The 26,521-nt window shown below is 60.1% G+C and carries 27 protein-coding genes; 16 read left to right on the forward strand and 11 right to left on the reverse strand.

The features are described from left to right. The first annotated feature begins 2 nt into the window (after positions 1-2). From C8K63_RS02640 to flgE, 6 genes are all read left to right on the forward strand, one after another. Positions 3-968: a chemotaxis protein CheV gene (locus tag C8K63_RS02640; protein WP_108215259.1), complete on the forward strand. Its 966-nt coding sequence runs from the start codon at positions 3-5 to the stop codon at positions 966-968. A gap of 12 nt (positions 969-980) precedes the next feature. Continuing rightward, complete coding sequence (gene cheR / locus C8K63_RS02645; RefSeq protein ID WP_108215260.1) at positions 981-1,808, forward strand: protein-glutamate O-methyltransferase CheR; 828 nt, start codon at positions 981-983, stop codon at positions 1,806-1,808. 340 nt (positions 1,809-2,148) lie between these two features. Further along, the gene (gene flgB / locus C8K63_RS02655; RefSeq protein WP_108215261.1) at positions 2,149-2,556 is read left to right on the forward strand and encodes a flagellar basal body rod protein FlgB; all 408 of its coding nucleotides are present in this window, start codon (positions 2,149-2,151) and stop codon (positions 2,554-2,556) included. Positions 2,557-2,559: 3 nt separating this feature from the next. Next, a complete protein-coding gene (gene flgC / locus C8K63_RS02660) occupies positions 2,560-3,003 on the forward strand; it encodes a flagellar basal body rod protein FlgC (RefSeq protein WP_007980123.1) in 444 nt (147 codons plus the stop codon). A 15-nt stretch (positions 3,004-3,018) separates the two neighbouring features. Then, the gene (gene flgD / locus C8K63_RS02665; protein WP_108215262.1) at positions 3,019-3,741 is read left to right on the forward strand and encodes a flagellar hook assembly protein FlgD; all 723 of its coding nucleotides are present in this window, start codon (positions 3,019-3,021) and stop codon (positions 3,739-3,741) included. A 31-nt stretch (positions 3,742-3,772) separates the two neighbouring features. Then, a complete protein-coding gene (gene flgE, locus C8K63_RS02670; RefSeq protein ID WP_108215263.1) occupies positions 3,773-5,104 on the forward strand; it encodes a flagellar hook protein FlgE in 1,332 nt (443 codons plus the stop codon). 263 nt (positions 5,105-5,367) lie between these two features. On the opposite strand, the gene C8K63_RS02675 is transcribed toward flgE, so the two are convergent. Continuing rightward, positions 5,368-8,262 (reverse strand): ribonucleoside-diphosphate reductase subunit alpha, encoded by a 2,895-nt coding sequence (locus C8K63_RS02675; protein ID WP_108215264.1) that lies wholly within the window; start codon positions 8,260-8,262, stop codon positions 5,368-5,370. A 741-nt stretch (positions 8,263-9,003) separates the two neighbouring features. On the opposite strand from C8K63_RS02675, the gene C8K63_RS02680 reads away from it, so the two are divergent. Together C8K63_RS02680 and C8K63_RS02685 are read left to right on the forward strand one after the other, a co-directional pair. Continuing rightward, positions 9,004-9,726, forward strand: a complete 723-nt coding sequence (locus C8K63_RS02680) for a winged helix-turn-helix domain-containing protein (RefSeq protein WP_108215265.1) — start codon at positions 9,004-9,006, stop codon at positions 9,724-9,726. After that, positions 9,723-11,333: an ATP-binding protein gene (locus C8K63_RS02685; protein ID WP_108215266.1), complete on the forward strand. Its 1,611-nt coding sequence runs from the start codon at positions 9,723-9,725 to the stop codon at positions 11,331-11,333. The genes C8K63_RS02680 and C8K63_RS02685 overlap by 4 nt, the downstream gene beginning before the upstream one ends. 126 nt (positions 11,334-11,459) lie before the next feature. Here C8K63_RS02685 and C8K63_RS02690 read toward each other — a convergent pair whose 3' ends face one another. Together C8K63_RS02690 and C8K63_RS02695 are read right to left on the reverse strand one after the other, a co-directional pair. Further along, positions 11,460-12,185 (reverse strand): 4'-phosphopantetheinyl transferase, encoded by a 726-nt coding sequence (locus tag C8K63_RS02690; RefSeq protein ID WP_218279785.1) that lies wholly within the window; start codon positions 12,183-12,185, stop codon positions 11,460-11,462. A gap of 162 nt (positions 12,186-12,347) precedes the next feature. Further along, positions 12,348-13,139: a dienelactone hydrolase family protein gene (locus C8K63_RS02695; protein WP_108215268.1), complete on the reverse strand. Its 792-nt coding sequence runs from the start codon at positions 13,137-13,139 to the stop codon at positions 12,348-12,350. A 145-nt stretch (positions 13,140-13,284) separates the two neighbouring features. Here C8K63_RS02695 and C8K63_RS02700 point away from each other — a divergent pair, with 145 nt between their 5' ends. The 3 genes from C8K63_RS02700 to C8K63_RS02710 all read left to right on the forward strand — a co-directional run bounded on the left by C8K63_RS02700 (position 13,285) and on the right by C8K63_RS02710 (position 16,028). Continuing rightward, positions 13,285-13,887: a hypothetical protein gene (locus C8K63_RS02700; RefSeq protein ID WP_108215269.1), complete on the forward strand. Its 603-nt coding sequence runs from the start codon at positions 13,285-13,287 to the stop codon at positions 13,885-13,887. 120 nt (positions 13,888-14,007) lie between these two features. Then, positions 14,008-14,685, forward strand: coding sequence for a response regulator transcription factor (locus C8K63_RS02705; protein WP_108215270.1), 678 nt, complete (start codon positions 14,008-14,010; stop codon positions 14,683-14,685). After that, entirely contained in the window at positions 14,682-16,028 is a 1,347-nt protein-coding gene (locus C8K63_RS02710; RefSeq protein WP_108215271.1) for an ATP-binding protein, read from the forward strand. The genes C8K63_RS02705 and C8K63_RS02710 overlap by 4 nt, the downstream gene beginning before the upstream one ends. 138 nt (positions 16,029-16,166) lie before the next feature. Here the strand turns inward: C8K63_RS02710 and C8K63_RS02715 are convergent, their stop codons facing one another. Beyond that, entirely contained in the window at positions 16,167-17,165 is a 999-nt protein-coding gene (locus tag C8K63_RS02715; protein ID WP_108215272.1) for an AraC family transcriptional regulator, read from the reverse strand. A gap of 338 nt (positions 17,166-17,503) precedes the next feature. Between C8K63_RS02715 and C8K63_RS02720 the strand changes: the two genes are divergently transcribed. Next, positions 17,504-18,838 carry a dicarboxylate/amino acid:cation symporter gene (locus C8K63_RS02720; RefSeq protein WP_108215273.1) on the forward strand — a complete coding sequence of 445 codons (1,335 nt, stop codon included), beginning with the start codon at positions 17,504-17,506 and terminating at the stop codon, positions 18,836-18,838. Positions 18,839-18,983: 145 nt separating this feature from the next. After that, a complete protein-coding gene (locus C8K63_RS02725; protein WP_108215274.1) occupies positions 18,984-20,159 on the forward strand; it encodes a CaiB/BaiF CoA-transferase family protein in 1,176 nt (391 codons plus the stop codon). 120 nt (positions 20,160-20,279) lie between these two features. Here C8K63_RS02725 and C8K63_RS02730 read toward each other — a convergent pair whose 3' ends face one another. Both C8K63_RS02730 and C8K63_RS02735 read right to left on the reverse strand, forming a co-directional pair. Continuing rightward, complete coding sequence (locus C8K63_RS02730; RefSeq protein ID WP_108215275.1) at positions 20,280-20,774, reverse strand: SprT family zinc-dependent metalloprotease; 495 nt, start codon at positions 20,772-20,774, stop codon at positions 20,280-20,282. Between the two features lie 157 nt (positions 20,775-20,931). Continuing rightward, positions 20,932-21,534, reverse strand: coding sequence for a Yip1 family protein (locus C8K63_RS02735; protein WP_108215276.1), 603 nt, complete (start codon positions 21,532-21,534; stop codon positions 20,932-20,934). Positions 21,535-21,892: 358 nt separating this feature from the next. Between C8K63_RS02735 and ttcA the strand changes: the two genes are divergently transcribed. Together ttcA and C8K63_RS02750 are read left to right on the forward strand one after the other, a co-directional pair. Beyond that, positions 21,893-22,717, forward strand: coding sequence for a tRNA 2-thiocytidine(32) synthetase TtcA (ttcA, locus tag C8K63_RS02740; protein ID WP_108215277.1), 825 nt, complete (start codon positions 21,893-21,895; stop codon positions 22,715-22,717). A gap of 129 nt (positions 22,718-22,846) precedes the next feature. Further along, positions 22,847-23,521, forward strand: coding sequence for a DNA-3-methyladenine glycosylase I (locus C8K63_RS02750; protein ID WP_108215278.1), 675 nt, complete (start codon positions 22,847-22,849; stop codon positions 23,519-23,521). A 99-nt stretch (positions 23,522-23,620) separates the two neighbouring features. On the opposite strand, the gene C8K63_RS02755 is transcribed toward C8K63_RS02750, so the two are convergent. From C8K63_RS02755 to arsC, 3 genes are read right to left on the reverse strand one after another with little or no spacing between them, the layout of a single operon-like run. Continuing rightward, complete coding sequence (locus C8K63_RS02755) at positions 23,621-24,046, reverse strand: DUF2069 domain-containing protein (protein WP_108215279.1); 426 nt, start codon at positions 24,044-24,046, stop codon at positions 23,621-23,623. A gap of 1 nt (position 24,047) precedes the next feature. After that, positions 24,048-24,644 (reverse strand): NAD(P)H:quinone oxidoreductase, encoded by a 597-nt coding sequence (gene wrbA, locus C8K63_RS02760; RefSeq protein WP_108215280.1) that lies wholly within the window; start codon positions 24,642-24,644, stop codon positions 24,048-24,050. Next, entirely contained in the window at positions 24,641-24,994 is a 354-nt protein-coding gene (arsC, locus tag C8K63_RS02765; protein WP_108215281.1) for an arsenate reductase (glutaredoxin), read from the reverse strand. The genes wrbA and arsC overlap by 4 nt, the downstream gene beginning before the upstream one ends. Positions 24,995-25,108: 114 nt before the next feature. Here arsC and C8K63_RS02770 point away from each other — a divergent pair, with 114 nt between their 5' ends. After that, a complete protein-coding gene (locus C8K63_RS02770) occupies positions 25,109-25,576 on the forward strand; it encodes a TlpA disulfide reductase family protein (RefSeq protein WP_108215282.1) in 468 nt (155 codons plus the stop codon). Positions 25,577-25,663: 87 nt separating this feature from the next. Here C8K63_RS02770 and C8K63_RS02775 read toward each other — a convergent pair whose 3' ends face one another. Together C8K63_RS02775 and C8K63_RS02780 are read right to left on the reverse strand one after the other, a co-directional pair. Then, the gene (locus tag C8K63_RS02775) at positions 25,664-26,068 is read right to left on the reverse strand and encodes an META domain-containing protein (RefSeq protein WP_108215283.1); all 405 of its coding nucleotides are present in this window, start codon (positions 26,066-26,068) and stop codon (positions 25,664-25,666) included. After that, positions 26,068-26,502, reverse strand: a complete 435-nt coding sequence (locus tag C8K63_RS02780; RefSeq protein WP_008051485.1) for a hypothetical protein — start codon at positions 26,500-26,502, stop codon at positions 26,068-26,070. The genes C8K63_RS02775 and C8K63_RS02780 overlap by 1 nt, the downstream gene beginning before the upstream one ends. Between the last annotated feature and the right edge of the window lie 19 nt (positions 26,503-26,521).

A 26,521-nucleotide genomic window follows, 5' to 3' on the forward strand; every position in this document is an offset into this window, starting at 1 on the left:
GCATGGCTGGTGTAATGGATTCGGTGAACCAGCGCACGCAACTGGTGGGGCAGAATCGCCTTGAGCTGTTGTTGTTCCGTCTCGACGGCCAGCAGCTGTACGGGATCAACGTGTTCAAGGTTCGGGAGGTGCTGCAATGCCCCAAACTGACGCTGATGCCCAAGTCCAGTCCTGTCGTGTGCGGTGTGGCGAACATCCGGGGGGCGACCATTCCGATCCTTGATCTGGCGATGGCGACTGGCTCCGGTGCGTTGAAGGACAAGCACAATCCCTTCGTGATCATCACGGAGTACAACACCAAGACCCAGGGTTTCCTGGTCCGCTCGGTGGAACGCATCGTCAACATGAACTGGGAGGAGATCCATCCGCCGCCCAAGGGCACCGGGCGCGATCACTATCTGACGGCGGTGACGCGGGTCGACAATCAGCTGGTCGAAATCGTCGACGTCGAGAAAGTGCTGGCGGAAGTGGCACCGACGCCGGAAGCGATTTCCGTCGGCGTGGTGGATGTCGAAACCCAGCACAAGGCGCTTTCGTTGCGTGTGCTGACGGTCGATGACTCGTCGGTGGCGCGCAAGCAGGTCACGCGTTGCCTGCAAACGGTCGGCGTCGAAGTGGTGGCGTTGAACGACGGTCGGCAAGCGCTGGACTACCTGCGCAAACTGGTCGACGAGGGCAAGAAGCCGGAAGAAGAGTTCCTGATGATGATCTCCGACATCGAGATGCCGGAGATGGACGGGTACACCCTGACGGCGGAAATCCGCAACGACCCGCGCATGCAAAAGCTTCATATCATCCTGCATACTTCGTTGTCGGGGGTATTCAATCAGGCGATGGTCAAGAAGGTCGGTGCTGATGACTTCCTGGCCAAATTCCGTCCCGATGACCTGGCATCCCGGGTAGTCGACCGGATCAAGGCAGCAGATATCAGCCAGGGGCCCGCGCCCCTGGCAGTCAACACGATTTAAGAGGCGGCATCATTGTCTACGGGTAATTTGGATTTCGAACAGTTCCGGGTATTCCTGGAAAAAGCCTGTGGCATTTTGCTCGGTGAAAACAAGCAGTACCTGGTCTCCAGCCGTCTCAACAAACTGATGGAACAGCAAGGCATCAAGTCTTTGGGTGAGTTGGTTCAGCGCATGCAGACCCAGCCGCGCAGCGGTTTGCGCGAGCAGGTGGTGGATGCCATGACCACCAACGAAACCCTATGGTTTCGTGACACCTACCCGTTTGAAGTCCTGAAGAACAAGGTGCTGCCCGAAGCGATCAAGGCCAGTCCCGGCCAGCGTCTGCGCATCTGGTCGGCGGCGTGCTCGTCGGGCCAGGAACCCTATTCGCTGTCGATGTCCATCGACGAGTTCGAGCGGGTCAACATGGGCCAGTTGCGCATGGGCGTGCAGATCGTTGCCACCGACCTGTCCGGCACCATGCTGAACAACTGCAAGACCGGCGAGTACGACAGCCTGGCCATCGGCCGCGGTCTGTCGCCCGAGCGTCTGCAGCGTTATTTCGACCCGAAAGGGCCGGGACGCTGGGCGATCAAGGCGCCGATCAAGAGCCGCGTGGAATTCCGCTCCTTCAACCTGCTGGACAGCTACGCGAGCCTGGGCAAGTTCGACATCGTGTTCTGCCGCAACGTGTTGATCTACTTCTCCGCCGAGGTGAAGAAGGACATCCTGTTGCGCATCCACAGCACGTTGAAGCGGGGCGGTTACCTGTTCCTCGGTGCTTCCGAAGCGCTGAACGGGTTGCCGGATCATTACCAGATGGTCCAGTGCAGTCCGGGGATCATTTACCAGGCGAAGTGATGCAAAAGCGCCCGGCATAAAAACGGGAGCCCTTCGGGGCTCCTTTTTTATGCCGGGCGCTTTTGCATCACGGTAGGAGCTGCCGCAGGCTGCGATCTTTTGACTTTGCTTTTGAAGATCAAGATCAAAAGATCGCAGCCTTCGGCAGCTCCTACAGGGGGGGCGTGTTGCGTAGGACAAGCGGCAGAAAAGCGGCATGCGGCGGAAAACCGTTGCCGCTTTTCTGGCATTGCCGCGTTGCCATGGCCGGCAAAGCCCCGGTTTCCGGGCTTTTTTGAATTGGCATGGGGCTTGCTAAGTTGATCCTACGAAAAATCAGGTCACCCGAAGGTTTCCCGACATGAGCATCAGCTTCGATAAAGCGCTCGGTATCCACGAACAGGCCCTGGGCTTCCGCGCCCAGCGTGCCGAAGTCCTGGCCAACAACATCGCCAACGCCGATACCCCGAACTACAAGGCTCGGGACCTGGACTTCTCGAAAGTGCTCGCTGAGCAGAACGAGAAAACCAGGAACGGCACCTTCGCCTTGAACATGACCAACAGCCGTCACATCGAAGCTGAAGGCCTGGGCAATGGCGACGAGTCGTTGCTGTATCGCACGCCGATGCAACCGTCGATCGACCAGAACACCGTGGACGCCCAACTGGAACAGTCGAACTACGCGCAAAACGCGATCGGCTTCCAGGCCAGCTTCACCCTGATCAACAGCAAATTCAAAGGGCTGGTGTCAGCCCTGCGCGGAGAGTAAGCCATGTCTCTATCCAGTGTTTTCAACATTGCCGGTAGCGGCATGAGTGCCCAGACCACACGTTTGAACACCGTCGCTTCGAACATCGCCAACGCCGAGACGGTTTCGTCGAGCATCGACCAGACCTACCGCGCGCGTCACCCGGTATTTGCCACCATGTTCCAGGGCGGCCAGAGCGGCGGCAGCGACTCGCTGTTCCAGAGCCAGGATGCCGCCGGTCAAGGCGTGCAGGTGCTGGGTGTGGTCGAAGACCAGAGCAACCTCGAGGCGCGCTATGAGCCGAACCATCCGGCGGCCGATGCCAAGGGCTACGTCTACTACCCGAACGTCAACGTGGTGGAAGAAATGGCCGACATGATTTCCGCGAGCCGTTCGTTCCAGACCAACGCCGAAATGATGAACACCGCCAAAACCATGATGCAGAAGGTCCTGACCCTCGGTCAGTGATAAGGGACGACTCAGATGAGTGTTACCGATTCCACCAGCGGTTTGAGCCTCAACGACATCCTGGCCAATTCCTCGATCAAGACCAACACCACGACTGACGGCCTCGCGTCGGCAACCGGCAGCGCCACGGGCAACCAGGCCCTGGGCAAGGATGCGTTCCTGCAGTTGCTGGTGACCCAGCTGAAAAACCAGAACCCGCTGGAGCCCCAGGACAACGGCGCGTTCGTGGCCCAGCTGGCGCAGTTCAGCAGCCTGGAAGGCATCACCACGCTCAACAACACCGTGAGCGGCCTGGCCAGCAACTACAACTCGTCCCAGGCCTTGCAGGCATCGTCGCTGGTGGGCCGTTCGGTCATCGCGCCGGGCGACAAGGCGGTGGTCGACACCACCAAGAGCCTCAGTGGCACGGTGGTCGTGCCGTCTTCGGTGGCGTCCGCCACCCTGAAGATCACCGACGCAGCCGGCAAGACCGTGCGCACCATCGACCTCGGTTCGCAGAAGGCCGGCAATGCCAGCTTCATCTGGGATGGCAAGAACGATGCGGGTGAGACGGTACCCGCGGGCACCTATACCTTCGGTGCCACGAGCACGATCGATGGCCAGTCCGTCGCGTTGATCACCAACCTGCCCGCGACCGTCAACAGCGTGACCATCAGCCAGACCGGCGGTGAGTTGATGCTCAACCTGGCCGGGCTGGGCAGCGTTGCCCTGTCCAAAGTTCAAACCATTGGTATGTAGAGCCGACTAACACGGCACAAAGGAGTGGATGATGTCTTTCAATATCGGCCTTAGCGGTCTCTATGCAGCCAATAAACAACTGGACGTGACCGGCAACAACATCGCCAACGTCGCGACCACCGGTTTCAAATCGTCACGTGCAGAATTCGAAGACGTGTACTCGGCGACCCGCTTGGGCACCGGCAGCAAGACCGTCGGCAATGGCGTGCGCTTGTCCAACGTTTCCCAGCAGTTCGGCCAGGGTGACATAAGCAACACCGGTAACGTGCTCGACATGGGTATCCAGGGCAATGGTTTCTTCGTCCTGAGCAACAACGGTTCGCTGACCTACAGCCGTGCCGGTACATTCAAGACCGACAAGGAAGGCTACGTCACCAACAGCGACGGTACGGCCCGCCTGCAAGGTTACGGTGTGGACTCCAACGGCAAGATCGTCAATGGCGTGCTGACCGACCTGCGGATCGACACCTCCAACCTGGCACCGAAATCCACCAGCACCGTGTCGTCGACGATCAACCTGAACTCCACCTCGGCGGTGATCGACCAGACGGTTGCGGCGAACAAGTTCGACCCGTCCAAGACCGAGACCTTTACCAAATCGTTCAGCACCCCGATCTTCGATACCCAGGGTAACCAGCACACCATGGATCAATACATGGTCAAGACTGGAGCGAACACGTGGGACACCTACACGCTGATCGATGGTCGCAACCCGGATGGCAGTGATCCTACCGTTACCGCTCCGGTTGCTTCGACCATGTCGTTCGATTCCACCGGCAAACTGACTTCGGTCAGCACGCCGGTAACGCCGCCAACCACGCCACCGACTTCGGTGATCAGCAGTGACCTGAAAATCACCAATTGGACCCCGGGCAGTGTCACCAATGGCGTCTGGACAGCCAACGGCGCCGCAGCCGATCCGGCCGGATTGACCATCGCCATGGCCAGCACCACCCAGTTCAACGCCGACACCGCGCGTTCGATTCCGGCACAGAACGGTTACGCCACTGGCCAGATCACCAACCTGACCATCGACGGCAGCGGTGTGTTGCTGGCCAACTTCAGCAACAACCAGACCAAGCCGATCGGCCAGATCTCCCTGGCCAGCTTCACCAACGAACAAGGCCTGCAGCCGGTAGGCGGCACCAGCTGGAAAGAAACCTACGCGTCGGGCATCCCGGGCTACGATGCGCCGGAGACCGGCACCCTGGGTTCAGTCGTTTCCAACTCCCTGGAGGAGTCCAACGTCAACCTGACCAACGAGCTGGTCGACCTGATCAAGGCGCAGAGCAACTACCAGGCGAACGCCAAGACCATCTCCACCCAGAGCACCATCATGCAGACCATCATTCAGATGGCTTGATGCTCGATTGTGCTGTGCAAGGAGCCCCTCATCAGAGGGGCTTTTTTTTGTGTGGGTGGCGAAAACCTGTAGGAGCGAGCTTGCTCGCGATGGTCGTCAACGATAACGCGCGTTGTCTGGATACACGCGGCGCCCTCAAGACCATCGTCGGATCGCCGCCCGGAGCAAGCTCGCTCCTACAGACAGGCAAAAGAAAACCCCCGACCCGCCAGAGGCTGATCGGGGGTTTCGGGTAAGCGCCTTTCGGTGCTTACGGGCTCAGCTTATTGGCAAGCTTCGCAATCCGGCTCGTCGATGGCGCAAGCCTTCGGCACTGGAGCAGGACCGGCAGGCGCTGCCAGGACCGAGTCGTCACCGTGGTTGCCGCCGCTGGAAACAGCGTTCAGCTTGCCGGTGTTGATGGTCGACTTCTCGGTGCTGGTCGCGGCCAGGGCACGGAGGTAGTAAGTGGTTTTCAGGCCACGGTACCAGGCCATGCGGTAGGTCACGTCAAGCTTCTTGCCCGAAGCGCCAGCGATGTACAGGTTCAGCGACTGAGCCTGGTCGATCCACTTCTGACGACGGCTGGCCGCGTCGACGATCCACTTGGTGTCCACTTCGAACGCGGTCGCGTAGAGCTCTTTGAGTTCTTGCGGGATGCGCTCGATCTGCTGCACCGAACCGTCGTAGTACTTCAGGTCGTTGATCATGACCGAATCCCACAGACCGCGAGCCTTCAGGTCGCGAACCAGGTACGGGTTGATCACGGTGAATTCGCCCGACAGGTTCGATTTCACATAGAGGTTCTGGTAGGTCGGTTCGATCGACTGCGAAACGCCAGTGATGTTGGCAATGGTCGCGGTCGGTGCGATGGCCATGATGTTCGAGTTACGAATGCCTTTCTGTACACGGGCGCGAACCGGTGCCCAGTCCAGGGATTCGTTCAGGTCGACATCGATGTACTTCTGGCCACGGGCCTCGATCAGGATCTGTTGCGAATCCAGCGGCAGGATGCCTTTGGACCACAGCGAACCCTGGAACGTCTCGTACGAACCGCGCTCGTCGGCCAGGTCGCAGGACGCCTGGATCGCGTAGTAGCTGACCGCTTCCATCGACTTGTCGGCGAACTCGACGGCAGCGTCGGAACCGTAAGGGATGTGCTGCAGGTACAAAGCGTCCTGGAAGCCCATGATGCCCAAACCGACCGGACGGTGCTTGAAGTTGGAGTTCTTCGCTTGCGGCACCGAGTAGTAGTTGATGTCGATCACGTTATCGAGCATGCGCACGGCGGTGTTCACGGTGCGTTGCAGCTTGGTGGTGTCCAGCTTGCCGTCGACGATGTGGTTCGGCAGGTTGATCGAGCCCAGGTTGCAAACGGCGATCTCGTCCTTGTTGGTGTTCAAGGTGATCTCGGTGCACAGGTTCGAGCTGTGGACCACGCCGACGTGCTGCTGCGGGCTGCGCAGGTTGCACGGGTCCTTGAAGGTCAGCCATGGGTGGCCGGTTTCGAACAGCATGGACAGCATCTTGCGCCACAGGTCTTTGGCCTGGATGGTCTTGAACAGCTTGACCTTGCCCGGGTACTCGGTCAGGGCTTCGTAGTACTCGTAGCGCTCTTCGAAGGCCTTGCCGGTCAGGTCGTGCAGGTCCGGTACTTCGGACGGCGAGAACAGGGTCCACTTGCCGTCATCGAAGACGCGCTTCATGAACAGGTCCGGGATCCAGTTGGCGGTGTTCATGTCGTGGGTACGACGACGGTCATCACCGGTGTTCTTGCGCAGCTCGATGAACTCTTCGATGTCCATGTGCCAGGTTTCCAGGTAGGCACAGACTGCGCCTTTGCGCTTGCCGCCCTGGTTAACCGCTACGGCGGTGTCGTTCACTACTTTCAGGAACGGCACGACGCCCTGGGATTTGCCGTTGGTGCCCTTGATGTACGAACCCAGCGCACGCACCGGCGTCCAGTCGTTGCCCAGGCCGCCAGCGAATTTCGACAGCATGGCGTTGTCGTGGATGGCGCCGTAGATGCCCGACAGGTCATCCGGAACGGTGGTCAGGTAGCAGCTCGACAGCTGCGGACGCAGGGTGCCGGCGTTGAACAGGGTCGGGGTCGAAGCCATGTAGTCGAAGGACGACAGCAGGTTGTAGAACTCGATCGCGCGGTCTTCTTTGTGCTTCTCTTCGATTGCCAGGCCCATGGCCACGCGCATGAAGAAGATCTGCGGCAGTTCGAAACGCACGCCATCCTTGTGGATGAAGTAACGGTCGTACAGGGTCTGCAGGCCCAGGTAGGTGAATTGCTGGTCGCGCTCGTGGTTGATCGCCTTGCCCAGTTTTTCCAGGTCGAAGGTGGCCAGCACAGGGTTCAGCAGTTCGAACTCGATACCTTTGGCGATGTAGGCCGGCAGCGCCTTGGCGTACAGGTCGACCATTTCGTGGTGGGTGGCGCTTTCGGCGACGCCGAGGAAGCCCAGGCCTTCGCCGCGCAAGGTGTCCATCAGCAGGCGCGCGGTCACGAACGAGTAGTTCGGCTCGCGTTCAACCAGGGTACGGGCAGTCATCACCAGGGCGGTGTTGACGTCGTTCAGGGCTACGCCGTCGTACAGGTTCTTCAGGGTTTCGCGCTGGATCAGATCGCCGTCGACTTCTTCCAGGCCTTCGCACGCTTCGGTGACGATGGTGTTCAGGCGGCCCATGTCCAGCGGCGCCAGGCTGCCGTCGGCACGGGTGATGCGGATCGACGGGTGAGCGTTGACCGCTTCTTCGGCCGGTGCGTGGGCAGCGCGTTCTTTCGAACGACCGTCACGGTAGATCACGTAGTCGCGGGCCACTTTCTGCTCGCCGGCACGCATCAGGGCCAGTTCGACCTGGTCCTGGATTTCTTCGATGTGGATGGTGCCGCCCGAAGGCATGCGACGCTTGAAGGTCGCGGTGACCTGTTCGGTCAGGCGGGCAACGGTGTCGTGGATTCGCGACGAGGCAGCAGCGGTGCCGCCTTCAACTGCGAGGAACGCTTTGGTGATGGCGACGGTGATTTTGTCATCGGTGTAGGGAACGACAGTGCCGTTACGCTTGATCACGCGCAGTTGGCCAGGCGCGGTGGCGGACAGATCCGAATTCGAATCAGCGGCCTGCGGCAAGGTGCCCTGCGGGTTCTCGCGAGTTGTGTCGGTTTGCATGGGGGAGTGTCTCCACATTCTCTATGTTTGTTTGGGCACCATCACGGTGCCCACCGTTCCGTCCTGAAGCACTACAACCGGCGAGTGCCGGGCATAACGACTTCGGGACAGTAGGAAGGGGGCTTTATCGGGCGCCGCTTCCATGCCGAAGTCTTTGGTCTCACGCCTTGGGCCTGAAACCTTGGTCCATTGCAGGTGACAGTTGGAACTGCAACACCCGTACCGTTTTCACCACTCGGGGCCGAAATACAGTAGCCATCCGCATGCGCGGTTTGGTCTTTCGAAAATACGTATGGTTCAACCGGACAGAGGCAATAAAAGCGCTTGAAATTGGTGTCTGGTTTGTGTTTGGTTTTTTAGCGAAAAACCCTACATCTAGGGTTTTTTTAGCGCCGGGCTACAAGATAATGCGTTTTGGGGGGCGATTGCAACGTACTGCCTGTGGATAAACCTGTGCGTAAATTGTGTGTGAAAGAGGGAACCGGCGTGTAGGCCGCGACCTTGCTGGACCGGACCTTTTTTCAGCATTTTTCAATGATCGAAAATGCTTCGGCGGATTTTTAAGGGCGCGAACCCTATCACAAAAAACCGCGTCCTCCGAACGCATTTACCCGCTTGTGTTCTCGACGGGCGGCGTTTATACAATCGGCCCAGCGTGTATACATATTTGTCCCCCCGAATCATCACAAAAAGACGGGCGGATCCTTCCTTATGAGTGTTTCTGGCAAGTAGAGGTCACCCGTGGAGCAAGAAGCCTGGCAGGTATTGATTGTGGAGGACGACCAGCGACTGGCTGAACTGACCCGCGATTACCTGGAAGCCAATGGCCTGCGTGTTTCGATCGAAGGCGATGGTGGGCTCGCTGCGAACCGCATCATCAAGGAACAACCGGACCTGGTGATCCTCGACTTGATGCTCCCCGGCGAAGATGGCCTGAGCATTTGCCGCAAGGTCCGCGCCCGCTATGACGGCCCGATCCTGATGCTCACCGCCCGCACCGATGACACTGATCAGATTCTCGGCCTGGACCTCGGCGCTGACGACTATGTCTGCAAGCCGGTACGCCCGCGTCTGTTGCTGGCGCGCATCCAGGCCCTGCTGCGTCGCAGTGAAGCACCCGAAATCGCCCCGGAAAAACAGCGGCGACTCCAGTTCGGTCCGTTGATCGTCGACAACGCCTTGCGCGAAGCCTGGTTGCAGGGCAACGGCATCGAGCTGACGAGCGCCGAATTCGACTTGCTCTGGCTGTTGGTGGCCAATGCCGGGCGCATTCTTTCCCGGGAAGAGATCTTCACCGCACTGCGGGGCATCGGCTATGACGGTCAGGACCGCTCCATCGATGTGCGCATCTCGCGTATCCGCCCGAAGATCGGCGATGACCCGGAGCATCCACGGCTGATCAAGACCGTGCGCAGCAAAGGCTATCTGTTCGTCCCCGAGGCTTGCGTAGACCAGACCCTGTGAACTCGATCTTCCTGCGTATCTATGGCGGCATGTGTGCTGCGCTGATTCTGGTGGCGGTGCTCGGTGTGCTGGCGTTGCACCTGCTCAATCAGGTGCGCAGCGAGCAATACCGCGAACGCCTGGCCCACGGCACGTTCTCGCTGATGGCCGACAACCTGCAACCGATGAACCAGACCGAGCGCCACCGGGCCTTGCTGGTGTGGGAGCGGCTGCTGGGCATTCCGCTGGCGCTGAAAAGCTTTGCCGAGACCGACCTCGACCTGACCCAGCGCACCCGTGTGTTGCGCGGCCAGGCATTGGTGGAACAGACCGGCCCGCATGCGGCGAAGGTGTACAAGCTGGTCAGCGACAAGGAACAATTGATGCTCACCGGGGAAGTGCAGCAGATCAGCGAGCAACTGGCCCGGGCGACCATCTACCTGTTGACCGATGAACTGGTGCGCACCCCGGTCGCCGACCAGCCCATGCGCCTGGCGCAATTGAAGCAAGACAAGGGCTTCGGTTTCGACCTGCGTCTGGTCACGGTTGACGAGGCGGACATGGACGAAGACCAGCGTCGCCGGGTGTCCGAGGGCGACACTGTGATGGCGCTGGGCAAGGGCGGCGATTCGATCCGGGTGTTCGCCGGCATGGTCGGCACGCCGTGGGTCCTGGAAATCGGTCCGTTGTATCAGATGAATCCTTATCCGCCGGAATGGCTGGTGCTGATTGCTGCGCTGGGCCTGACGCTGATCGGTTTGATCGTCTATCTGCTGGTGCGTCAGCTGGAGCGACGCTTGCGTGGCCTCGAAGCTGCCGCCACGCGCATTGCCAAGGGCAGCCTGGAAACCCGCGTGCCGGCGCGCGGCGCGGACTCTGTGGGGCGGCTGGCCTCGGCGTTCAACGGCATGGCCGAGCACTTGCAGCAGTTGCTGGCGATCCAGCGCGAACTGGTGCGCGCGGTGTCCCACGAATTGCGCACGCCGGTGGCCCGCCTGCGCTTTGGCCTGGAGATGGTCGGTTCGGCCACCACGCCGCAAGCCCTGGAAAAATACTGCCAGGGCATGGACCACGACATCGAGGACCTCGACCGGCTGGTGGACGAGATGCTGACCTATGCGCGGCTCGAACAGGGGTCGCCGGCGCTGAACTTTCAGCGGATCGATCTGGATGCCTTGGTCAATCAGGTGATCGAAGAACTGGCGCCGTTGCGCGCCGACGTCACGGTACTGCGAGGTTTGTGCCTGTCGGCCGCCGATAACGACGATGCCTGGGTCGAAGCCGAACCGCGATATCTGCACCGGGCGATCCAGAACCTGGTGAGCAACGCCATGCGCCATGCGCAATCACGGGTGACTATCAGTTATCAGGTGGGGCAGCAGCGATGCCGGGTGGATATCGAGGATGACGGGCCAGGTGTGCCGGAGTCGGCGTGGGAGAAAATCTTCACGCCGTTCCTGCGACTCGACGACAGCCGCACCCGGGCGTCAGGCGGGCATGGATTGGGGTTGTCGATCGTGCGGCGAATCATCCATTGGCATGGCGGGCGGGCGTTGATCGGCAAGAGCAAGAGCCTTGGCGGGGCTTGTTTTAGCTTGAGCTGGCCGAGAAATCAGGAGAAGCGTTGAGCCTTGTGTTGTCTGTTGCGGCCCCATCGCGAGCAGGCTCGCTCCCACACTGGATCTATGTCACGCCACAAATCCCTGTAGGAGCGAGCCTGCTCGCGATGGCGGCCTGACAGGCGCCAATAAACCTCAGGCCTTGATGCTGACCAGACTCAACAACTGCCCATCCTTGACCCCGAACTGCGCATCCAGCTCGGTGCCGTTGCGCCATTCGCTGGACAAGTCAGTGAGCAGTCGCAACCGCACCTCACCCGACTCACGCCACTCCAGCACTTCGGCGTGTTCGAAATAAAAGCGTTGCTGAACGATCGGATAGAGGGCCTTGAACAGGCTTTCCTTGACCGAGAAGGTCAGAGTGACCAGCAATGCCCGTTGATCGTGACCACCTGCCGCCATGCGTTGTAGCTCCGGCGGATTGAGGATTTCCCCGGCCAGACGTTCGGCCCGTTCAGCATTGAGCAGGTTTTCCAGATCCATGCCCAGGCCGCGCCAATGGCTTTTGTTCGCCACGATCGCCGAGGCCCGGCCAGTGCTGTGGGTGATCGAGCCAGTGATATGAGCAGGCCAGACCGGTGCCCGGTCTTCACCGATGGCCGGAATGAAGCTCAAACCTTCGAGCCGCTGTAACGCGGCCCGGGCACACACCCGTCCGGCAAGAAACTCCGCCTGCCGTTTGGCGACCGAGCGCTGGATGCTCGCCGGCGCTTCGACGGCGCTGCGCTGAAAATCATCGCTGGTCAGTTGGGCGCTATCGAAGTGAGTACTCAACAGGACCGTATCGGGCAGCACAAACGGCAGCGGCCAATGGTCATCGAGGGGCGTGCAGCAGACGGGCAGGGCGGGGGCTGAATTCATGTCGGGCATTTTGCCGGGTTGCCTTGGGGCTGGGTAGTGCAAAGCTTCAGATCGGTGTTGCTGCCTTCGCGAGCAGGCTCGCTCCCACAGCAATTGTGCAAGCGACATAAATCCACTGTGGGAGCGAGCCTGCTCGCGATAGCCGCGACGCGGTCTACCGGTTCAACCAAAGATTTTCTTGAAAAACGCCTGCATGTCCGCCCACGATTTTTCATCCGCGGCCTTGTTGTAGCCAATGTCCGGCCCGCCATGATCGCCATGGCTTAACCGGTCGGCATCCGGGTTGGTGAAGCCGTGCCTGGCGCCGTCGAGGCTGACGAATTGGTAGTCGGCGCCAGCCTTGTCCATCTCGCTCTTGAAAGCCGTGATGTTTTCCGGGGTGACGATGCTGTCCAGCGCTCCGTGTTCCACAAGGATCTTCGCCTTGACGCTGCCTCGCGTTGCCGGCGTATTGGTCGCCAGCGCGCCATGGAAACTCACCACGCCTGCCAATGGCACGCCCTGTCTTGCGGCATTGAGCACCACGCCACCACCGAAGCAGTAGCCGATGGCGGCGATGTTATGCGGATCGGTTTGCGGTTGTTTTTTCAGCAGGTCGAGCCCGGCCTGAAACCTCGCGCTCGACACGGCACTGTCTTTTGTCACGGCTTGCATGAACGCCATGGCGTCTTTGGGGTGCTCGGTATTTTTGCCGTCGCCGTACATGTCAATGGCCAAGGCGCTGTAGCCCAGACCGGCGAGATCCCGGGCGCGACGCTTGGCGTAGTCGTTCAGGCCCCAGAACTCATGCACCACCACGACCCCGGGGCGCGGGCCCTTGATGGCATCGTCATAAGCGTAGTAGCCGATCATTTTCGTGCCATCGGCACTTTGGTAGGGGATTTCCCGGGTCTGGATGGCGGCCTGGCTGAGCCCGCTCAAGGCCAGTAGGAGGACGGCGAAGAACATGTGCATGGTCGGATCTCCTGTTGAAAACTGTCGAAACATCGGGAAGGGACGGTTCAGCCCAGGTTCAGAGTGCGTTCAGGGGGAGTTCAGGGCGTGGTGCGTAACCTTGCCCCGTACCCAAAAAACAAACGGCACATGAGGAAACTCCCCAATGACTGGATTCAAAAAACTGCTTCTGGCAATCACGGTTCTGGGCGCAAGCACTGCAGCCTTCGCGTCCGACGACAACTTCGCCAGCCTTACTCTTGGACAGACCAGCGACAAGGTCAAAAAGTCCCACGCCCTGAACGACAACCTTAATCACCCCAACGCCGATGGCGTGATCGGCAAGGACACTACCTGGGGTGTTCGTCTGGGCCAGCAAAACACCAAGGGCCGGTACTACGCCACCTACGACAACGTGTCGGGCTCGCACAATGGCATTAAACTGCGTCAGGAAAACCTCCTGGGCAGCTACGATCTGTTCTACCCGGTGGGCGGCAGCACCAAATTGTTCGGTGGCGCCACGGCCGGCCTGACCAAAATGACTCAGGAGTCGCCAGGCTTCAGCCGCGACAGCAATGTCGGCTATGCCATCGGTGGGCAGGTGGGTGTGCTGCAACAGGTTACGCAGAAAACCTCGGTGGAACTGGGTTACCGTTACCTGCGCACTAATGCCAGCACCGAGATGAGTGAGCGCGGTGGCAGCAAGCAGGGTTCGCTGGACCTGACCAGCAGCGCCCAGACTTACCTGTCCGCCAACTACGCTTTTTGACAAGCGTTTCGTGAGCAGCCTGCGCCGGATCAACCGTAATGGTTGATCCGGCGTTGCCATGTTAGCTATTGAGGTGCGACGTTGCGCCTCTGGAGATGTTGATTTGCCCGGGAGAGCGTTATGAAACTGCTGGTCGTCGAAGATGAAGCGCTGCTGCGTCATCACCTGAAAACCCGCCTGACGGAGAGTGGCCACGTGGTCGAGTCCGTGGCCAACGCCGAGGAGGCGCTGTACCAGACCGCGCAGTTCAACTTTGACCTGGCGGTGATCGACCTCGGACTGCCGGGCATGAGTGGCCTCGACCTGATCCGCCAGTTGCGCTCAAGTGGCAAGACCTTCCCGATCCTGATCCTCACCGCGCGCGGCAACTGGCAGGACAAGGTCGAAGGCCTGGCCGCCGGCGCCGACGATTACGTGGTCAAGCCGTTTCAGTTCGAAGAACTGGAGGCCCGCCTGAATGCCTTGCTGCGCCGCTCCAGCGGTTTCACCCAGTCGACCATCGTCGCTGGTCCGTTGCTGCTGGATCTGAACCGCAAGCAGGCGTCCCTCGATGAACAGCCGCTGGCACTGACCGCGTACGAGTACCGCATCCTCGAATACCTGATGCGCCATCACCAGCAAGTGGTGCCCAAGGATCGCTTGATGGAACAGCTCTACCCGGATGACGACGAGCGCGATCCGAATGTGATCGAGGTGCTGGTCGGCCGTCTGCGCCGCAAACTGGAGGGGCCGGGCGGGTTCAAGCCGATCGACACCGTGCGCGGCCTGGGCTACCTGTTCAATGAGCGTTGCACTTGATCCGCTCGCTGCGCATTCGCTTGATGCTCGCCGCCACGCTGTTGGCGGTTTTGTTCATGCTGGCGCTGCTGCCGGCGATGCAGGGGGCCTTCAGCCTGGCGTTGCAGGACTCCATCGAGCAGCGTCTGGCATCGGACGTGACCACGTTGATCTCCGCCGCCCGGGTGGAGAACAACAGCTTGCAGATGCCGGCGCAATTGCCTGACGAACGCTTCAACCTCGCCGATAGCCGATTGCTCGGCTATATCTATAACCGGGAAGGGCGTCTGGTCTGGCGCTCGAAGGCGACCCAGGAAGAACGGATCAATTACAAGCCGCGCTACGACGGGCGTGGCAACGAGTTTGCGCGGATTCGCGAAGCCAATGGCCAGGAGTTCTTTGTCTACGACGTCGAGGTCAAGTTGCTCGGCGGCAAAAGTGCGGCCTTCAGCATCGTGGCGCTGCAGCCGGTTCGCGAATACGAACTGACCCTCGAAGGCCTGCGGGAAAATCTGTATCTGGGTTTTGGCGCGGCACTGCTGGTGCTACTGGCGTTGCTGTGGATCGGTCTGACCTGGGGCTTGCAGGCATTGCGGCGCTTGAGCCAGGAACTGGACCAGATCGAAGGTGGCACCCGCGAAAGCCTCAGTGAGGAACATCCCCGGGAATTGCTGCGCCTGACCGGTTCTCTCAACCGTTTGCTGCACAGTGAGCGTGAGCAGCGCAGTCGCTACCGTGATTCCCTCGATGACCTGGCCCATAGCCTGAAAACGCCGTTGGCGGTGTTGCAAGGCGTCAGTGAAGACCTGGCCCAGCGTCCTGAGGATCGCGATCAGGCCTGGGTGCTGCAAACCCAGATCGAACGCATGAGCCAGCAGATCAGCTACCAATTGCAGCGCGCCAGCCTGCGCAAAAGCGGTCTGGTACGTCATCAGGTGCGCTTGCACCCGGTACTGAAAAGCCTGTGCGACACACTGGACAAGGTCTATCGCGACAAGCGCGTGCACGTCGCGTTCGATTTGCCCGACCCGTGTTACGTACCGATCGAGCAAGGCGCTCTATTGGAGATGATGGGCAATTTGCTGGAAAACGCCTATCGCCTGTGCCTGGGCGAAATACGCATCAGTGTGCGTGAAACTCTCAGCGGCACCGAGTTGTGTGTCGAGGACGACGGCCCCGGCGTACCACAAAATCAGCGCGCACGGATTCTCGAGCGCGGAGAGCGCCTGGATCGCCAGCACCCGGGGCAGGGCATCGGACTGGCGGTGGTCAAGGACATCATCGAGAGCTACAGCGCCAAGCTGACCTTGGGCGATTCACCGATGGGCGGTGCGGCGTTCCGGATTCTTTTTCCGGTGGTTTAGTGGTGTTTTATCGGACGCCATCGCGAGCAAGCTTGCTCCCACAGTTGATCATGTGCCCAAGGAAAATGTGGTCCCCTGTAGGAGCGAGCCTGCTCGCGATGGGGCCAGTGCGTTCACCCGGTAGCTGAACCTTGAACCTCAGTGTTCCTGCGCCCGATAAGCCCCCGGTGTCAGCCCCGTCCACTTCTTGAACGCCCGGTGAAATGCCGACGGTTCGGAAAACCCCAGCTGCTCGGCGATCTGTTGCAACGACAGGTCAGCGCGGCTCAGGTGATAAATCGCGATGTCGCGGCGCAACTGGTCCTTCAACTCCTGAAAGCTCGAACCCTCTTCCCGCAGATGTCGGCGCAAGGTCTGCGGGCTGATGTGCAGGTGGGCGGCCACGGCTTCCAGGTCGGGCCAGCGTGAACTGTCGCGACTGAGCAAGCGCCGCAGGCGGCTGCTCAAACTGTCGCCGTCATCCGGGCGCGAGAGCAGGTCGGCGGGGGAGCGCTCGAGGAAATGCTTGAGGGTGCGTTCGTCCTGCAACAGCGGCATGGCCAGGTAGCGGCTGTGAAACAACAGGCTGCTCTGGGGCCTGGAAAACTCAAGCGGACAGGAAAACAACAGGTCGTACTCGGCGCCGTGTTCGGGCCGGGGGTAGCTGAACGAGGCCTGTTCCAGACGAATGCGCTGGCCGATCAGCCAGCTGCCGAAACGGTGCCAGATCACCAGCAGGCTTTCGCTGAGGAAGTGGTCCGGGTCCCAGAGTTGCGAATCGTCCAGGCTCAGGCGCACCCATTCATCTTCTCGGCTCAGGGTCAAACGCGGAGCCCCGGGGAATAGGCTATAAAACAATAAGCCGCGATTGAATGCCTTATCCAGGTTGCGACAGTGAATCACGGCATGGCACATCATCGCGAAGCTGCCCGGCCTGCTTGGGGCTTGCCCGAACCCCAGGTACTCGTCGTCCAGCGCCAGCCATAACGCCTGGATCAGTTGGGTGAATTGCTCAGGCGCGATGCGTGCCCGGGGCTCGTCCAGCAACTCGGGGCTGATCCCCAGTTGTTGTAGCACGCCGCAATAGTCGTAGCCGTGCCGACGCGCACCACCAAGGGCGGCGCGGGCGAAATGACTGGCGATGGTGCGTTCGCGCATGGCAGCAGATCTGACCGTTGATCGACGGATGTTAGCTGCGCACCGTGGGCATGAACAGGGCGGATATCCGCCAAATGGCAGGACGACTTTTAATGGAAGGGCGGAAATCCGCCACATGCTTGTAACCGTTCGATGTCAGGGGAATCGCTGCAACCCCGGATATCAACAGGCTTGCAGGGATTTTACGGAAGGTGGCACGGGCCTTGCGATACAACGTGCAGATGCCTGCCGTTGCGCAGCTCGAAAAAACAAATCCCTCCAGTGCAGGAGGGTTCGCAATTGTGGTGTTGCGGGCAACAGATGGATGTTGTCACCGGGCACCCTTGAGGAACTTTGCAATGACGACTCGTCAGCCACTGTACAAATCCCTGTATTTCCAGGTGATCGTTGCAATTGTCATCGGTATTTTGCTCGGTCACTTCTATCCGCAGATCGGTGTGGCGGTAAAGCCGCTGGGTGACGGGTTCATCAAACTGATCAAAATGATCATCGCCCCTATCATCTTCTGCACCGTCGTCAGCGGAATCGCCGGCATGCAGGACATGAAAGCGGTCGGCAAGACTGGCGGTTACGCACTCCTTTACTTCGAAATCGTTTCGACCATCGCTTTGCTGGTGGGTCTGGTCGTGGTCAACGTCGTGCAGCCAGGTGCTGGCATGCACATCGACGTAAGCACCCTGGATGCCTCCAAAGTCGCTACCTACGTAGCGGCTGGCGCTGATCAAAGTGTCGTCGGCTTCTTCCTCAACGTGATCCCGGCCACCATCGTTGGCGCATTCGCCACGGGCGACATCCTGCAAGTGCTGATGTTCTCGGTGATCTTCGGTTTCGCCCTGCATCGCCTGGGTGCCTACGGCAAGCCGCTGCTGGACTTCATCGATCGCTTCGCCCATGTGATGTTCAACATCATCAACATGATCATGAAGCTCGCGCCGATCGGTGCCTTCGGTGCCATGTCCTTCACCATCGGTGCCTACGGTGTCGGCTCGCTGGTGCAACTGGGTCAATTGATGGCCTGCTTCTACATCACTTGCCTGCTGTTCATCCTGATCGTGCTGGGCTCCATCGCTCGCATGCATGGCTTCAGCGTGCTGAAGATGATCCGCTACATCCGTGAAGAACTGCTGATCGTGCTCGGTACTTCTTCTTCAGAATCGGTGCTGCCACGCATGCTGATCAAGATGGAGCGTCTGGGCGCGAAGAAATCCGTGGTAGGCCTGGTGATCCCGACCGGCTACTCGTTCAACCTCGACGGTACCGCCATCTACCTGACCATGGCCGCGGTGTTCATTGCCCAGGCAACCGACACCCACATGGACATCACGCACCAGATCACCCTGCTGGTGGTGTTGCTGCTGTCCTCCAAAGGCGCTGCGGGTGTGACCGGTAGCGGTTTCATCGTACTGGCTGCGACCCTGTCCGCCGTGGGCCACCTGCCGGTTGCCGGCCTGGCGCTGATTCTCGGCATCGACCGCTTCATGTCCGAAGCACGCGCCCTGACCAACCTGATCGGCAACGCCGTTGCCACTGTCGTTGTGGCCAAGTGGGTCAAGGAACTGGACACCGACGTGCTTCACGCCGAGCTGGCTTCTGGCGGACGCGGCATCGCCGACGAGCCTAAAGACGATGTTCTGGGCCACGTCGAAGAGGTAGCCCCGGCTAACGCCAAGTAAGCCTTGTTGTAATGAAAAACCCGCTTCGGCGGGTTTTTTCATGTTCGGCGATTGAGCGCAACGGTCACTGCGCGTGGCGCATAAGGTGATTGCTGCAATGCGTTCGGCTGCCTAGTCTGGGGGGCATCGTATAGGGAGAACGCCCATGCTCGGTCCACTGGCATCACTCAAGGTTCTGGATTTCTCGACACTGCTGCCGGGGCCATTCGCCTCGTTGCTGCTGGCGGACATGGGCGCCGAGGTGCTGCGCATCGAATCACCGACGCGCATGGATCTGCTGCGGGTGTTGCCACCCCATGATCAAGGGGTGTCAGCCAGTCATGCCTACCTCAACCGCAACAAACGCAGCCTCGCCCTGGACCTCAAACAGCCTGAGGCCCTTGAGGTGATCAGGTCGTTGCTACAGGACTACGACATCGTGCTCGAGCAGTTTCGCCCGGGTGTCATGGAACGTCTGGGCCTGGGCTACGAAGCCCTGAAGGCGATCAATCCCAAATTGATATATGTGTCGATCACCGGCTACGGCCAGACCGGCCCCTACAAGGACCGCGCGGGCCATGACATCAACTACCTGGCCCTGTCCGGGGTGGCGAGTTACACAGGTCGTGCCGACAGTGGGCCGCTGCCGTTGGGCATGCAGGTGGCGGATGTCGCCGGTGGTTCGCTGCACGGGGTGATCGGCTTGCTGGCGGCGGTCATTGCCCGGCAGCAAACCGGTCAGGGCCAGCACCTGGATGTCAGCATGACCGACTGCTCGTTCAGCCTGAATGCGCTGGCAGGTGCCGGGTACCTGGCCTGTGGCGTGGAGCCAGGGCCGGAAGACCAGGTGCTCAATGGCGGCAGCTTCTACGATTACTACCGATCCCGGGATGGGCGCTGGCTGTCGGTGGGCAGCCTGGAACCGGCATTCATGAAACAGTTGTGCACGGCGTTGGGGCTTGAGGAACTGGCCGGCCTCGGCCTGTCTGCGGCGCATCAGCAACAGCTTAAAGCCACGCTGAAGGCCGAATTCGAAAAGTATGACTTTGCCGAGTTGTGCACGCTTTTCGCGGAGCTGGATGCTTGTGTCGAGCCAGTGTTGAGCCTGGGAGAAGCGCTACGTCATCCGCAGCTGCAGGCGCGGGAGTTGGTGACCGACGTGCCCCGTGGCGATGGCTCGACCCAGGCGCAGATGGCGTGTCCGTTGAAGTTTTCCGATGGTTTGCCAGAGCCGAAGCATATCGGTGCGGCGTTGGGGCAGCATACCGATCAGGTATTGGGGGAGTTGGGGTTTAGCATTGAGCAGATCGAACAGTTGCGGCGTGCCAAGGTGATTCTCTAGTGCTTGTCAGGCCGCCATCGCGAGCAGGCTCGCTCCCACATTGGGTTTGTGGCACGCCAAAGATCCCCTGTGGGAGCGAGCCTGCTCGCGATGGCGGTAGCACAAACACCGGAAATCCAACTACTCGACCCGCATCTCCCCACTGAACACCAAGGTATGGCGACACCGCCGGCACAAATACCGCCGACCTTGCCGAACCAGGCTGTGGCGCTGGGCGGAAAACGGGAAGTCGCTGTCGGCGCACGGGCATTTGTAGATGTAGCGGGTCACGCGGCGGCGTTTGACGTCATAGGTGTGGCAGCGGTTGGGCGGCAGTTCGTACACGCCGCGCATGATCAATTGCCACTCTTCGCCATGGGGCTGAATGCGGTCGCCGAACAACTGATGGGCGATCAGGTGCGCGACCTCATGGGCCACGGTCTGCTTGAGGAAGTCTTCGGTGTTTTCCCGGTACAACTGCGGATTGAAGCGCAGCAGGTTCTCGTGCAGATGCGCGACACCGGCTTTTTGCCCGCGCAGCTTGAGGCTCACCACGGGGCGTTTGAAAGGTCGTTTGAAAAAGGATTCGGCTTGTTGGAAACAGTCTTCGACGCGGGTATTGAGTTGCTCGGGCATGCTTGATGGATCTCCAGAGCAGTCGAGTATGCCGCAACCCTCGGGCCTTGCGAATCGCCAAGTTGCCGAATGGTCGTGTGCGTTCTCGTTGCTGAAGAATGAAAAGGCCGCCTTGCGGCGGCCTTTGTCGGCAGTTCTCATTTTCAGTGATGAGCGGCTAACTGGTGTAGACCGGGCCCACGCCGAGTCCCCAGACAATCACGGTGAATGCCATGATGGCGACCAGCACCACCAGGCCTACGGCTAGCACCGAACTTGAAAACAGGAAACCTTCGTCAGATGGAATGTTCATGAATGTCGGCAAGCCCACGTACAGCAAGTACACCGTGTAGCAGATGGCGGCGGTGCCGACGATCATTCCCAGCCACAAGTGCGGGTACAAGGCGGCGAGGCCACCGATGAACAGCGGTGTGGCGGTGTAGGTGGCAAACGCAATGCAGCGGGCCAGGCTTGGGTTGGCGTCATAGGTGCGGGCCATCCAGTGGATGAATGCGCCCATTACCGCGACACCGCCGAGCATCGCCAGGTACGACATGATGGTCATCCATATCGCGCTTTCTACGGTCAGCATTACGGGAGGCCGATTGCCGATGACCCAGCCGACCTGTGTGGTGCCAATAAAGGCAGACACGGCGGGGATCGCCGCCAGGATCAGCGTATGGGTCAGGTACATGTGGCCGATGCTTTCCTCCTGGTCGCCACGGATTTCTTTCCATTCTTGGTCAGGGTGGGTGAAGAGCCCCACTACGTGATGGATCATGCCAGTCACTCCTCTTGTCTTTACCGTCGCCCCCCAGTGGAGCGCCTACAGGCCAATGCGGCCAAGCAAGTCACAGGTCTGAAATTTGTATACGACCTTATGTCGCAGTATAGGGAGGAGTTTCCCCAGAGGGAGTAGGGGCTTTAGAGCAAATCGCGCTGTAAACCCCAGGCCTAATCGCGGTTGCGTCTGTAGGAGCTGCCGAAGGCTCGGTCCGCGCTCGGGCGATCTTTTGATCTTTGGCAATTTCAGCGCCACCGAAGATTAAAATCAAAAGATCGCAGCCTTCGGCAGCTCCTACAGGTCGATTTTTTGCGTAAAATGCCCGCCTTTCGTCACACCTCACGGATTTCGCGTCATGGGCACTCTCACGGTCAACCAGAACAAACTGCAAAAGCGCCTTCGCCGACTGGCCGGTGAGGCGGTTGCCGATTTCAACATGATTGAAGACGGCGACAAGGTCATGGTCTGCCTGTCCGGTGGCAAGGACAGCTACACCATGCTCGATGTGCTGATGCACTTGCAGAAGGTCGCGCCGATCAAGTTCGAGATCGTGGCCGTGAACATGGACCAGAAGCAGCCGGGCTTCCCGGAGCACGTGCTGCCGGCCTACCTCAAGGAACTGGGTGTCGAGTACCACATCGTCGAGAAAGACACTTACTCGGTGGTCAAGGAGCTGATCCCGGAAGGCAAGACCACCTGCTCGCTGTGCTCGCGTCTGCGTCGCGGAACGCTCTACACCTTCGCCGACGAAATCGGCGCGACCAAGATGGCCCTCGGTCATCACCGTGACGACATCGTCGAAACGTTCTTCCTGAACATGTTTTTCAACGGTTCGCTCAAGGCCATGCCACCGAAGTTGCGCGCCGACGATGGCCGTAACGTGGTGATTCGCCCGCTGGCCTACTGCAACGAAAAAGACATCCAGGCCTACTCGGACTTCAAGCAATTCCCGATCATCCCGTGCAACCTCTGTGGCTCCCAGGAGAACCTGCAGCGTCAGGTGGTCAAGGAAATGCTGCAGGACTGGGAGCGCAAGACCCCGGGCCGTACCGAGAGCATTTTCCGCAGCCTGCAGAACGTGATCCCGTCGCAACTGGCGGACCGCAACCTGTTCGACTTCACCAGCCTGAAGATCGACGAAAGCGCGGCTTCGCGCTTCGTCAATGTGGTCAATCTCTAGTCAAAAACTGTAGGAGTGAGCCTGCTCGCGATCGCGCAGTGTCAGTCGACATCAATGTTGAATGACTAACCGCGATCGCGAGCAGGCTCACTCCTACATTGTTTATTGTTTCAATCTCCAGGAGAGGGCATGCGCGACTACAAGTGGCTTAACGAGTACTGTCTGAACCGCTTCGGTTCGGCGGCTGAACTGGAAGCCCATCTGCCCGTTCCCAAAACCCCGGAACAATTGCGCAAGCTCAGCGACGATCGCTACCTCTCGACGATGGCACTACGGGTATTCCGCGCCGGGCTCAAGCACAGCCTGGTGGATGCCAAGTGGCCAGCCTTCGAAGAAGTGTTCTTCAAGTTCGACCCGGAAAAAGTCGTGCTGATGAGCGCCGAGCATCTGGAACGGCTGATGCAGGACACGCGGATCATCCGTCACCTGGGCAAGCTCAAGAGTGTGCCGCGCAATGCGCAGTTCATACTGGACGTGGCCCATGAAAAGGGCAGCTTCGGCGCGCTGATCGCCGATTGGCCGGTGACCGATATCGTCGGGCTCTGGACCTTTCTGAAAAAACGCGGACATCAGTTGGGGGGGCTGTCTGCCCCGCGCTTCTTGCGGATGATCGGCAAGGACACCTTTGTACCGAGCTATGACGTGGTGGCGGCGCTGAATGCGCAGGACATCATCGACAAGGTGCCAAGCAGCCTGCGCGACCTGGCGTTGGTGCAGGAGGTGTTCAACCAGTGGCATGAAGAAAGTGGCGGACGGCCGATGAGCCAGATTTCGATGATGCTGGCTTACACCGTCAATCATTGAGACCGAGTTGCCCCCTTCGCGAGCAGGCTCGCTCCCACAAGGGATTTGTGAATGACACAGATCCAGTGTGGGAGCGAGCCTGCTCGCGATGGCGGATTATCAGGCGACGCTGGGTTTGCCTTCACCCGCCAGCTTGCGGTTCAACTGATACCGCCACCGCACATACAACAGCGCCGAGCAAAACACCGCCAGGCTTGCGGCCATCTCCAGCAAACCGAACATCTGCCGGTTCGGGTCATACGCGGCCAATGCGCCCTTGATGAAATACAGGTTCACCACAAAGCACATCCACGAATGCCCGCGTGGGCTGCCGACGACCATCCCCGGTGCCAGTATCAGCAACGGCACCAGCTCGATCAACAGAATCACCCATGGCCGGGCGCCGTGCAGGTCGGCGACCAACAGGTAATAGATGCACAGCAATCCCACCAGGCCGAAAAAGCACAGCAGACTGATGATACGCATCGCCTTGACGCGTGGCTCGAGCCATTCGAGGGCAGGCAGAATCTTTGGCTTTTTTGCCACCTCAGCTCTCCAGTTTCTGTGCAGTCTTCGCCAGGCGCATACCCAGCGCGCGGCACAGCGCCACTTCATGGGCATCCAGACCGCTTTTGCCGTCGGCACCGGCATGGTGGCTGGCGCCGTATGGCGTGCCGCCGCCCTGGGTTTCCAGCAGTGCCGCTTCACTGTATGGCAGGCCGGTGATCAGCATGCCGTGGTGCAGCAACGGCAGCATCATCGACAGCAGCGTGGTTTCCTGGCCGCCGTGCAGGCTCGCGGTGGAGGTGAATACCCCCGCCGGTTTACCCACAAGGGCGCCGGTCAGCCACAGGCTGCTGGTGCCGTCGAGGAAGTACTTGAGCGGTGCGGCCATGTTACCGAAGCGGGTCGGGCTGCCGAGTGCCAGGCCTGCGCAGTTCTTCAGGTCGTCGAGGCTGGCGTACAGCGCGCCTTCGTCGGGAATCTGCGCAGACACGGCTTCGCATTCGGTCGAGATCGCCGGCACCGTGCGCAGGCGCGCTTCAAGCCCGGCCTGTTCGACACCGCGGGCAATCTGCCGGGCCATTTCGTTGGTCGAACCGCTGCGGCTGTAGTACAGAACCAGAATGTACGGTGCACTCATGGCAACAGTTCCAGGATCTGCTCCGGTGGGCGGCCGATGATGGCTTTGTCACCGACTTCGAGAATCGGTCGCTCCATCAGTTTCGGGTGGGCGGCGATAGCGGCGATCAATTGCGCTTCGCTCAGGCTGTTGTCGGCCAGGCCGAGGGTTTTGTACTCGTCCTCGCCGGTGCGTAGCAATTGCCGGGCGCTGATCCCCAGTTTGCCCAGCAGGCTCTGGATTTGCACTGCGTCCAGCGGAGTGTCCAGGTAACGGACCACGGTAGGCGTCAGGCCACGGGCTTCAAGCAGTTCGAGCGCACCGCGGGATTTCGAGCAGCGCGGGTTGTGATAAAGCGTCAGATCGGTCATGAGCGGGTCGCATCTTGCGTAAGGTGGCGGCTATTCTAACTGTGCAGCGCGCAATCCAGAACCGTGAGAGGCGATGGGTCGCAGGCGCATTCAATTTTTGACAAGGAACACGACATGACAAGGCGACTGGCAGCGGCATTGGCGATCATCGGTGCATTGATGCTGGGGGGCTGCGGGAATGACTATGGCATCGACCAGGACGGCCACAAGATCGCCGCCGACCGACTGGACGGCAAATGGCTGGTACTCAACTACTGGGCAGAATGGTGCGGGCCTTGCCGTACCGAGATCCCGGAGTTGAATGCCTTGGCCGAGCAGCTCAAGGACAAGAAAATCGGCGTGTTCGGGGTCAACTTCGACAACGTCCAGGGGCAAGAGCTGAAGGGCGCGAGCGAGAAGCTGGGAATCAGGTTCACCGTGCTGGCGCAGGACCCTACCGAACTGTTCGAGCTGCCGCGCAGCGAGGCGTTGCCGGTGACGTACATCATCGATAACAAGGGCAAGGTGCGTGAGCAGTTGATGGGGGAGCAGACGGCGGCGGGGGTGATGGCGAAGCTTGAGGCGTTGCAGGCTAAAAATTAAAGCAAAAAGATCGCAGCCTGCGGCAGCTCCTACATGGATTGTCGTACACCTGGTAGGAGCTGCCGCAGGCTGCGATCTTTCAGGGGATCAACCCTCCTCAAGCCACCAACGCAGCGGCTTGCCTTCGGCTGGCCAGAAGCGAATCTGCTCGATCGGGGAGACGTCCCAGCGCTGGACGTTTTCCAGGGCCTGAAGGAAGCGTTTTTCCTGTTCCATCAGCGCCGGTGCACACAGTTTGCGGGTGCTGCCGACTTTGCCGAAAGTCAGTTTGTCGCCATCGAGGGTGTACGGTGCGAACCAGTGGTTACAGCCACCATTGCCATAGGCCCTGCCGTCTTCAGCGAAGGTGATGGTCAGGTGGCTGTAGTCCATCAACGGCCGCTCGCCGATCCATTCCAGAATGTAGCTGCGGTTTTGTTGCAACTGCACCGGCTCGGCGGCGCAGCCCAGCAGGCTGGCACCGGCCATCGCGCTCAGAGCGAGGCGTTTCATCAAGCAGGCTCCTGGCATTTCGGGCACAGGTGTTTCTCGCCAACGGCGGTCCAGCCCAGCTCGGCAATCCGCGCAGTGGCGGCAGGCTTTTCGGCCTTGTTGCCCAGCTTGGCATCGACGGCGAACTCGAAGCTCAGCTCTTTGGCGCAGCTGTCACAGTTCACCTGCCAGGTATGAATAGCCAGTTCGCCGAATACCGGGCCACTGGCCACCGCGACCCATTGACCGGGCGGGTTGATCAGGTGGCGAACCGTTTCGACGGTCAGGCGCATGGACAAGTCCTTGGCACCCTTGAGGGTCACGACCAGCACGTCGTTGTTGCGAATCGAGCCACCGTTGCCGGTGACCTGATAACGCCCCGGCACCAGGGCGCGGCATTCGGTGAGGGTGTGTTGCGGGTTCATCAGGCTGTAGCGGAAATCGTGTTCGACCATGGGTCCTCCAAATATGCGC

Source organism: Pseudomonas sp. GV085, assembly GCF_003050925.1.
Lineage (GTDB): Bacteria > Pseudomonadota > Gammaproteobacteria > Pseudomonadales > Pseudomonadaceae > Aquipseudomonas.

Coding starts and splice junctions, on each gene's coding strand:
- C8K63_RS02640 (WP_108215259.1), top strand. CDS start 3: ATGGCTGGTGTAATGGATTCGGTGAACCAGCGCACGCAACTGGTGGGG.
- flgB (WP_108215261.1), top strand. CDS start 2,149: ATGAGCATCAGCTTCGATAAAGCGCTCGGTATCCACGAACAGGCCCTG.
- flgC (WP_007980123.1), top strand. CDS start 2,560: ATGTCTCTATCCAGTGTTTTCAACATTGCCGGTAGCGGCATGAGTGCC.
- flgD (WP_108215262.1), top strand. CDS start 3,019: ATGAGTGTTACCGATTCCACCAGCGGTTTGAGCCTCAACGACATCCTG.
- flgE (WP_108215263.1), top strand. CDS start 3,773: ATGTCTTTCAATATCGGCCTTAGCGGTCTCTATGCAGCCAATAAACAA.
- C8K63_RS02675 (WP_108215264.1), bottom strand. CDS start 8,262: ATGCAAACCGACACAACTCGCGAGAACCCGCAGGGCACCTTGCCGCAG.
- C8K63_RS02690 (WP_218279785.1), bottom strand. CDS start 12,185: ATGAATTCAGCCCCCGCCCTGCCCGTCTGCTGCACGCCCCTCGATGAC.
- C8K63_RS02695 (WP_108215268.1), bottom strand. CDS start 13,139: ATGCACATGTTCTTCGCCGTCCTCCTACTGGCCTTGAGCGGGCTCAGC.
- C8K63_RS02700 (WP_108215269.1), top strand. CDS start 13,285: ATGACTGGATTCAAAAAACTGCTTCTGGCAATCACGGTTCTGGGCGCA.
- C8K63_RS02705 (WP_108215270.1), top strand. CDS start 14,008: ATGAAACTGCTGGTCGTCGAAGATGAAGCGCTGCTGCGTCATCACCTG.
- C8K63_RS02715 (WP_108215272.1), bottom strand. CDS start 17,165: ATGCGCGAACGCACCATCGCCAGTCATTTCGCCCGCGCCGCCCTTGGT.
- C8K63_RS02720 (WP_108215273.1), top strand. CDS start 17,504: ATGACGACTCGTCAGCCACTGTACAAATCCCTGTATTTCCAGGTGATC.
- C8K63_RS02725 (WP_108215274.1), top strand. CDS start 18,984: ATGCTCGGTCCACTGGCATCACTCAAGGTTCTGGATTTCTCGACACTG.
- C8K63_RS02730 (WP_108215275.1), bottom strand. CDS start 20,774: ATGCCCGAGCAACTCAATACCCGCGTCGAAGACTGTTTCCAACAAGCC.
- C8K63_RS02735 (WP_108215276.1), bottom strand. CDS start 21,534: ATGATCCATCACGTAGTGGGGCTCTTCACCCACCCTGACCAAGAATGG.
- ttcA (WP_108215277.1), top strand. CDS start 21,893: ATGGGCACTCTCACGGTCAACCAGAACAAACTGCAAAAGCGCCTTCGC.
- C8K63_RS02750 (WP_108215278.1), top strand. CDS start 22,847: ATGCGCGACTACAAGTGGCTTAACGAGTACTGTCTGAACCGCTTCGGT.
- wrbA (WP_108215280.1), bottom strand. CDS start 24,644: ATGAGTGCACCGTACATTCTGGTTCTGTACTACAGCCGCAGCGGTTCG.
- arsC (WP_108215281.1), bottom strand. CDS start 24,994: ATGACCGATCTGACGCTTTATCACAACCCGCGCTGCTCGAAATCCCGC.
- C8K63_RS02770 (WP_108215282.1), top strand. CDS start 25,109: ATGACAAGGCGACTGGCAGCGGCATTGGCGATCATCGGTGCATTGATG.
- C8K63_RS02775 (WP_108215283.1), bottom strand. CDS start 26,068: ATGAAACGCCTCGCTCTGAGCGCGATGGCCGGTGCCAGCCTGCTGGGC.
- C8K63_RS02780 (WP_008051485.1), bottom strand. CDS start 26,502: ATGGTCGAACACGATTTCCGCTACAGCCTGATGAACCCGCAACACACC.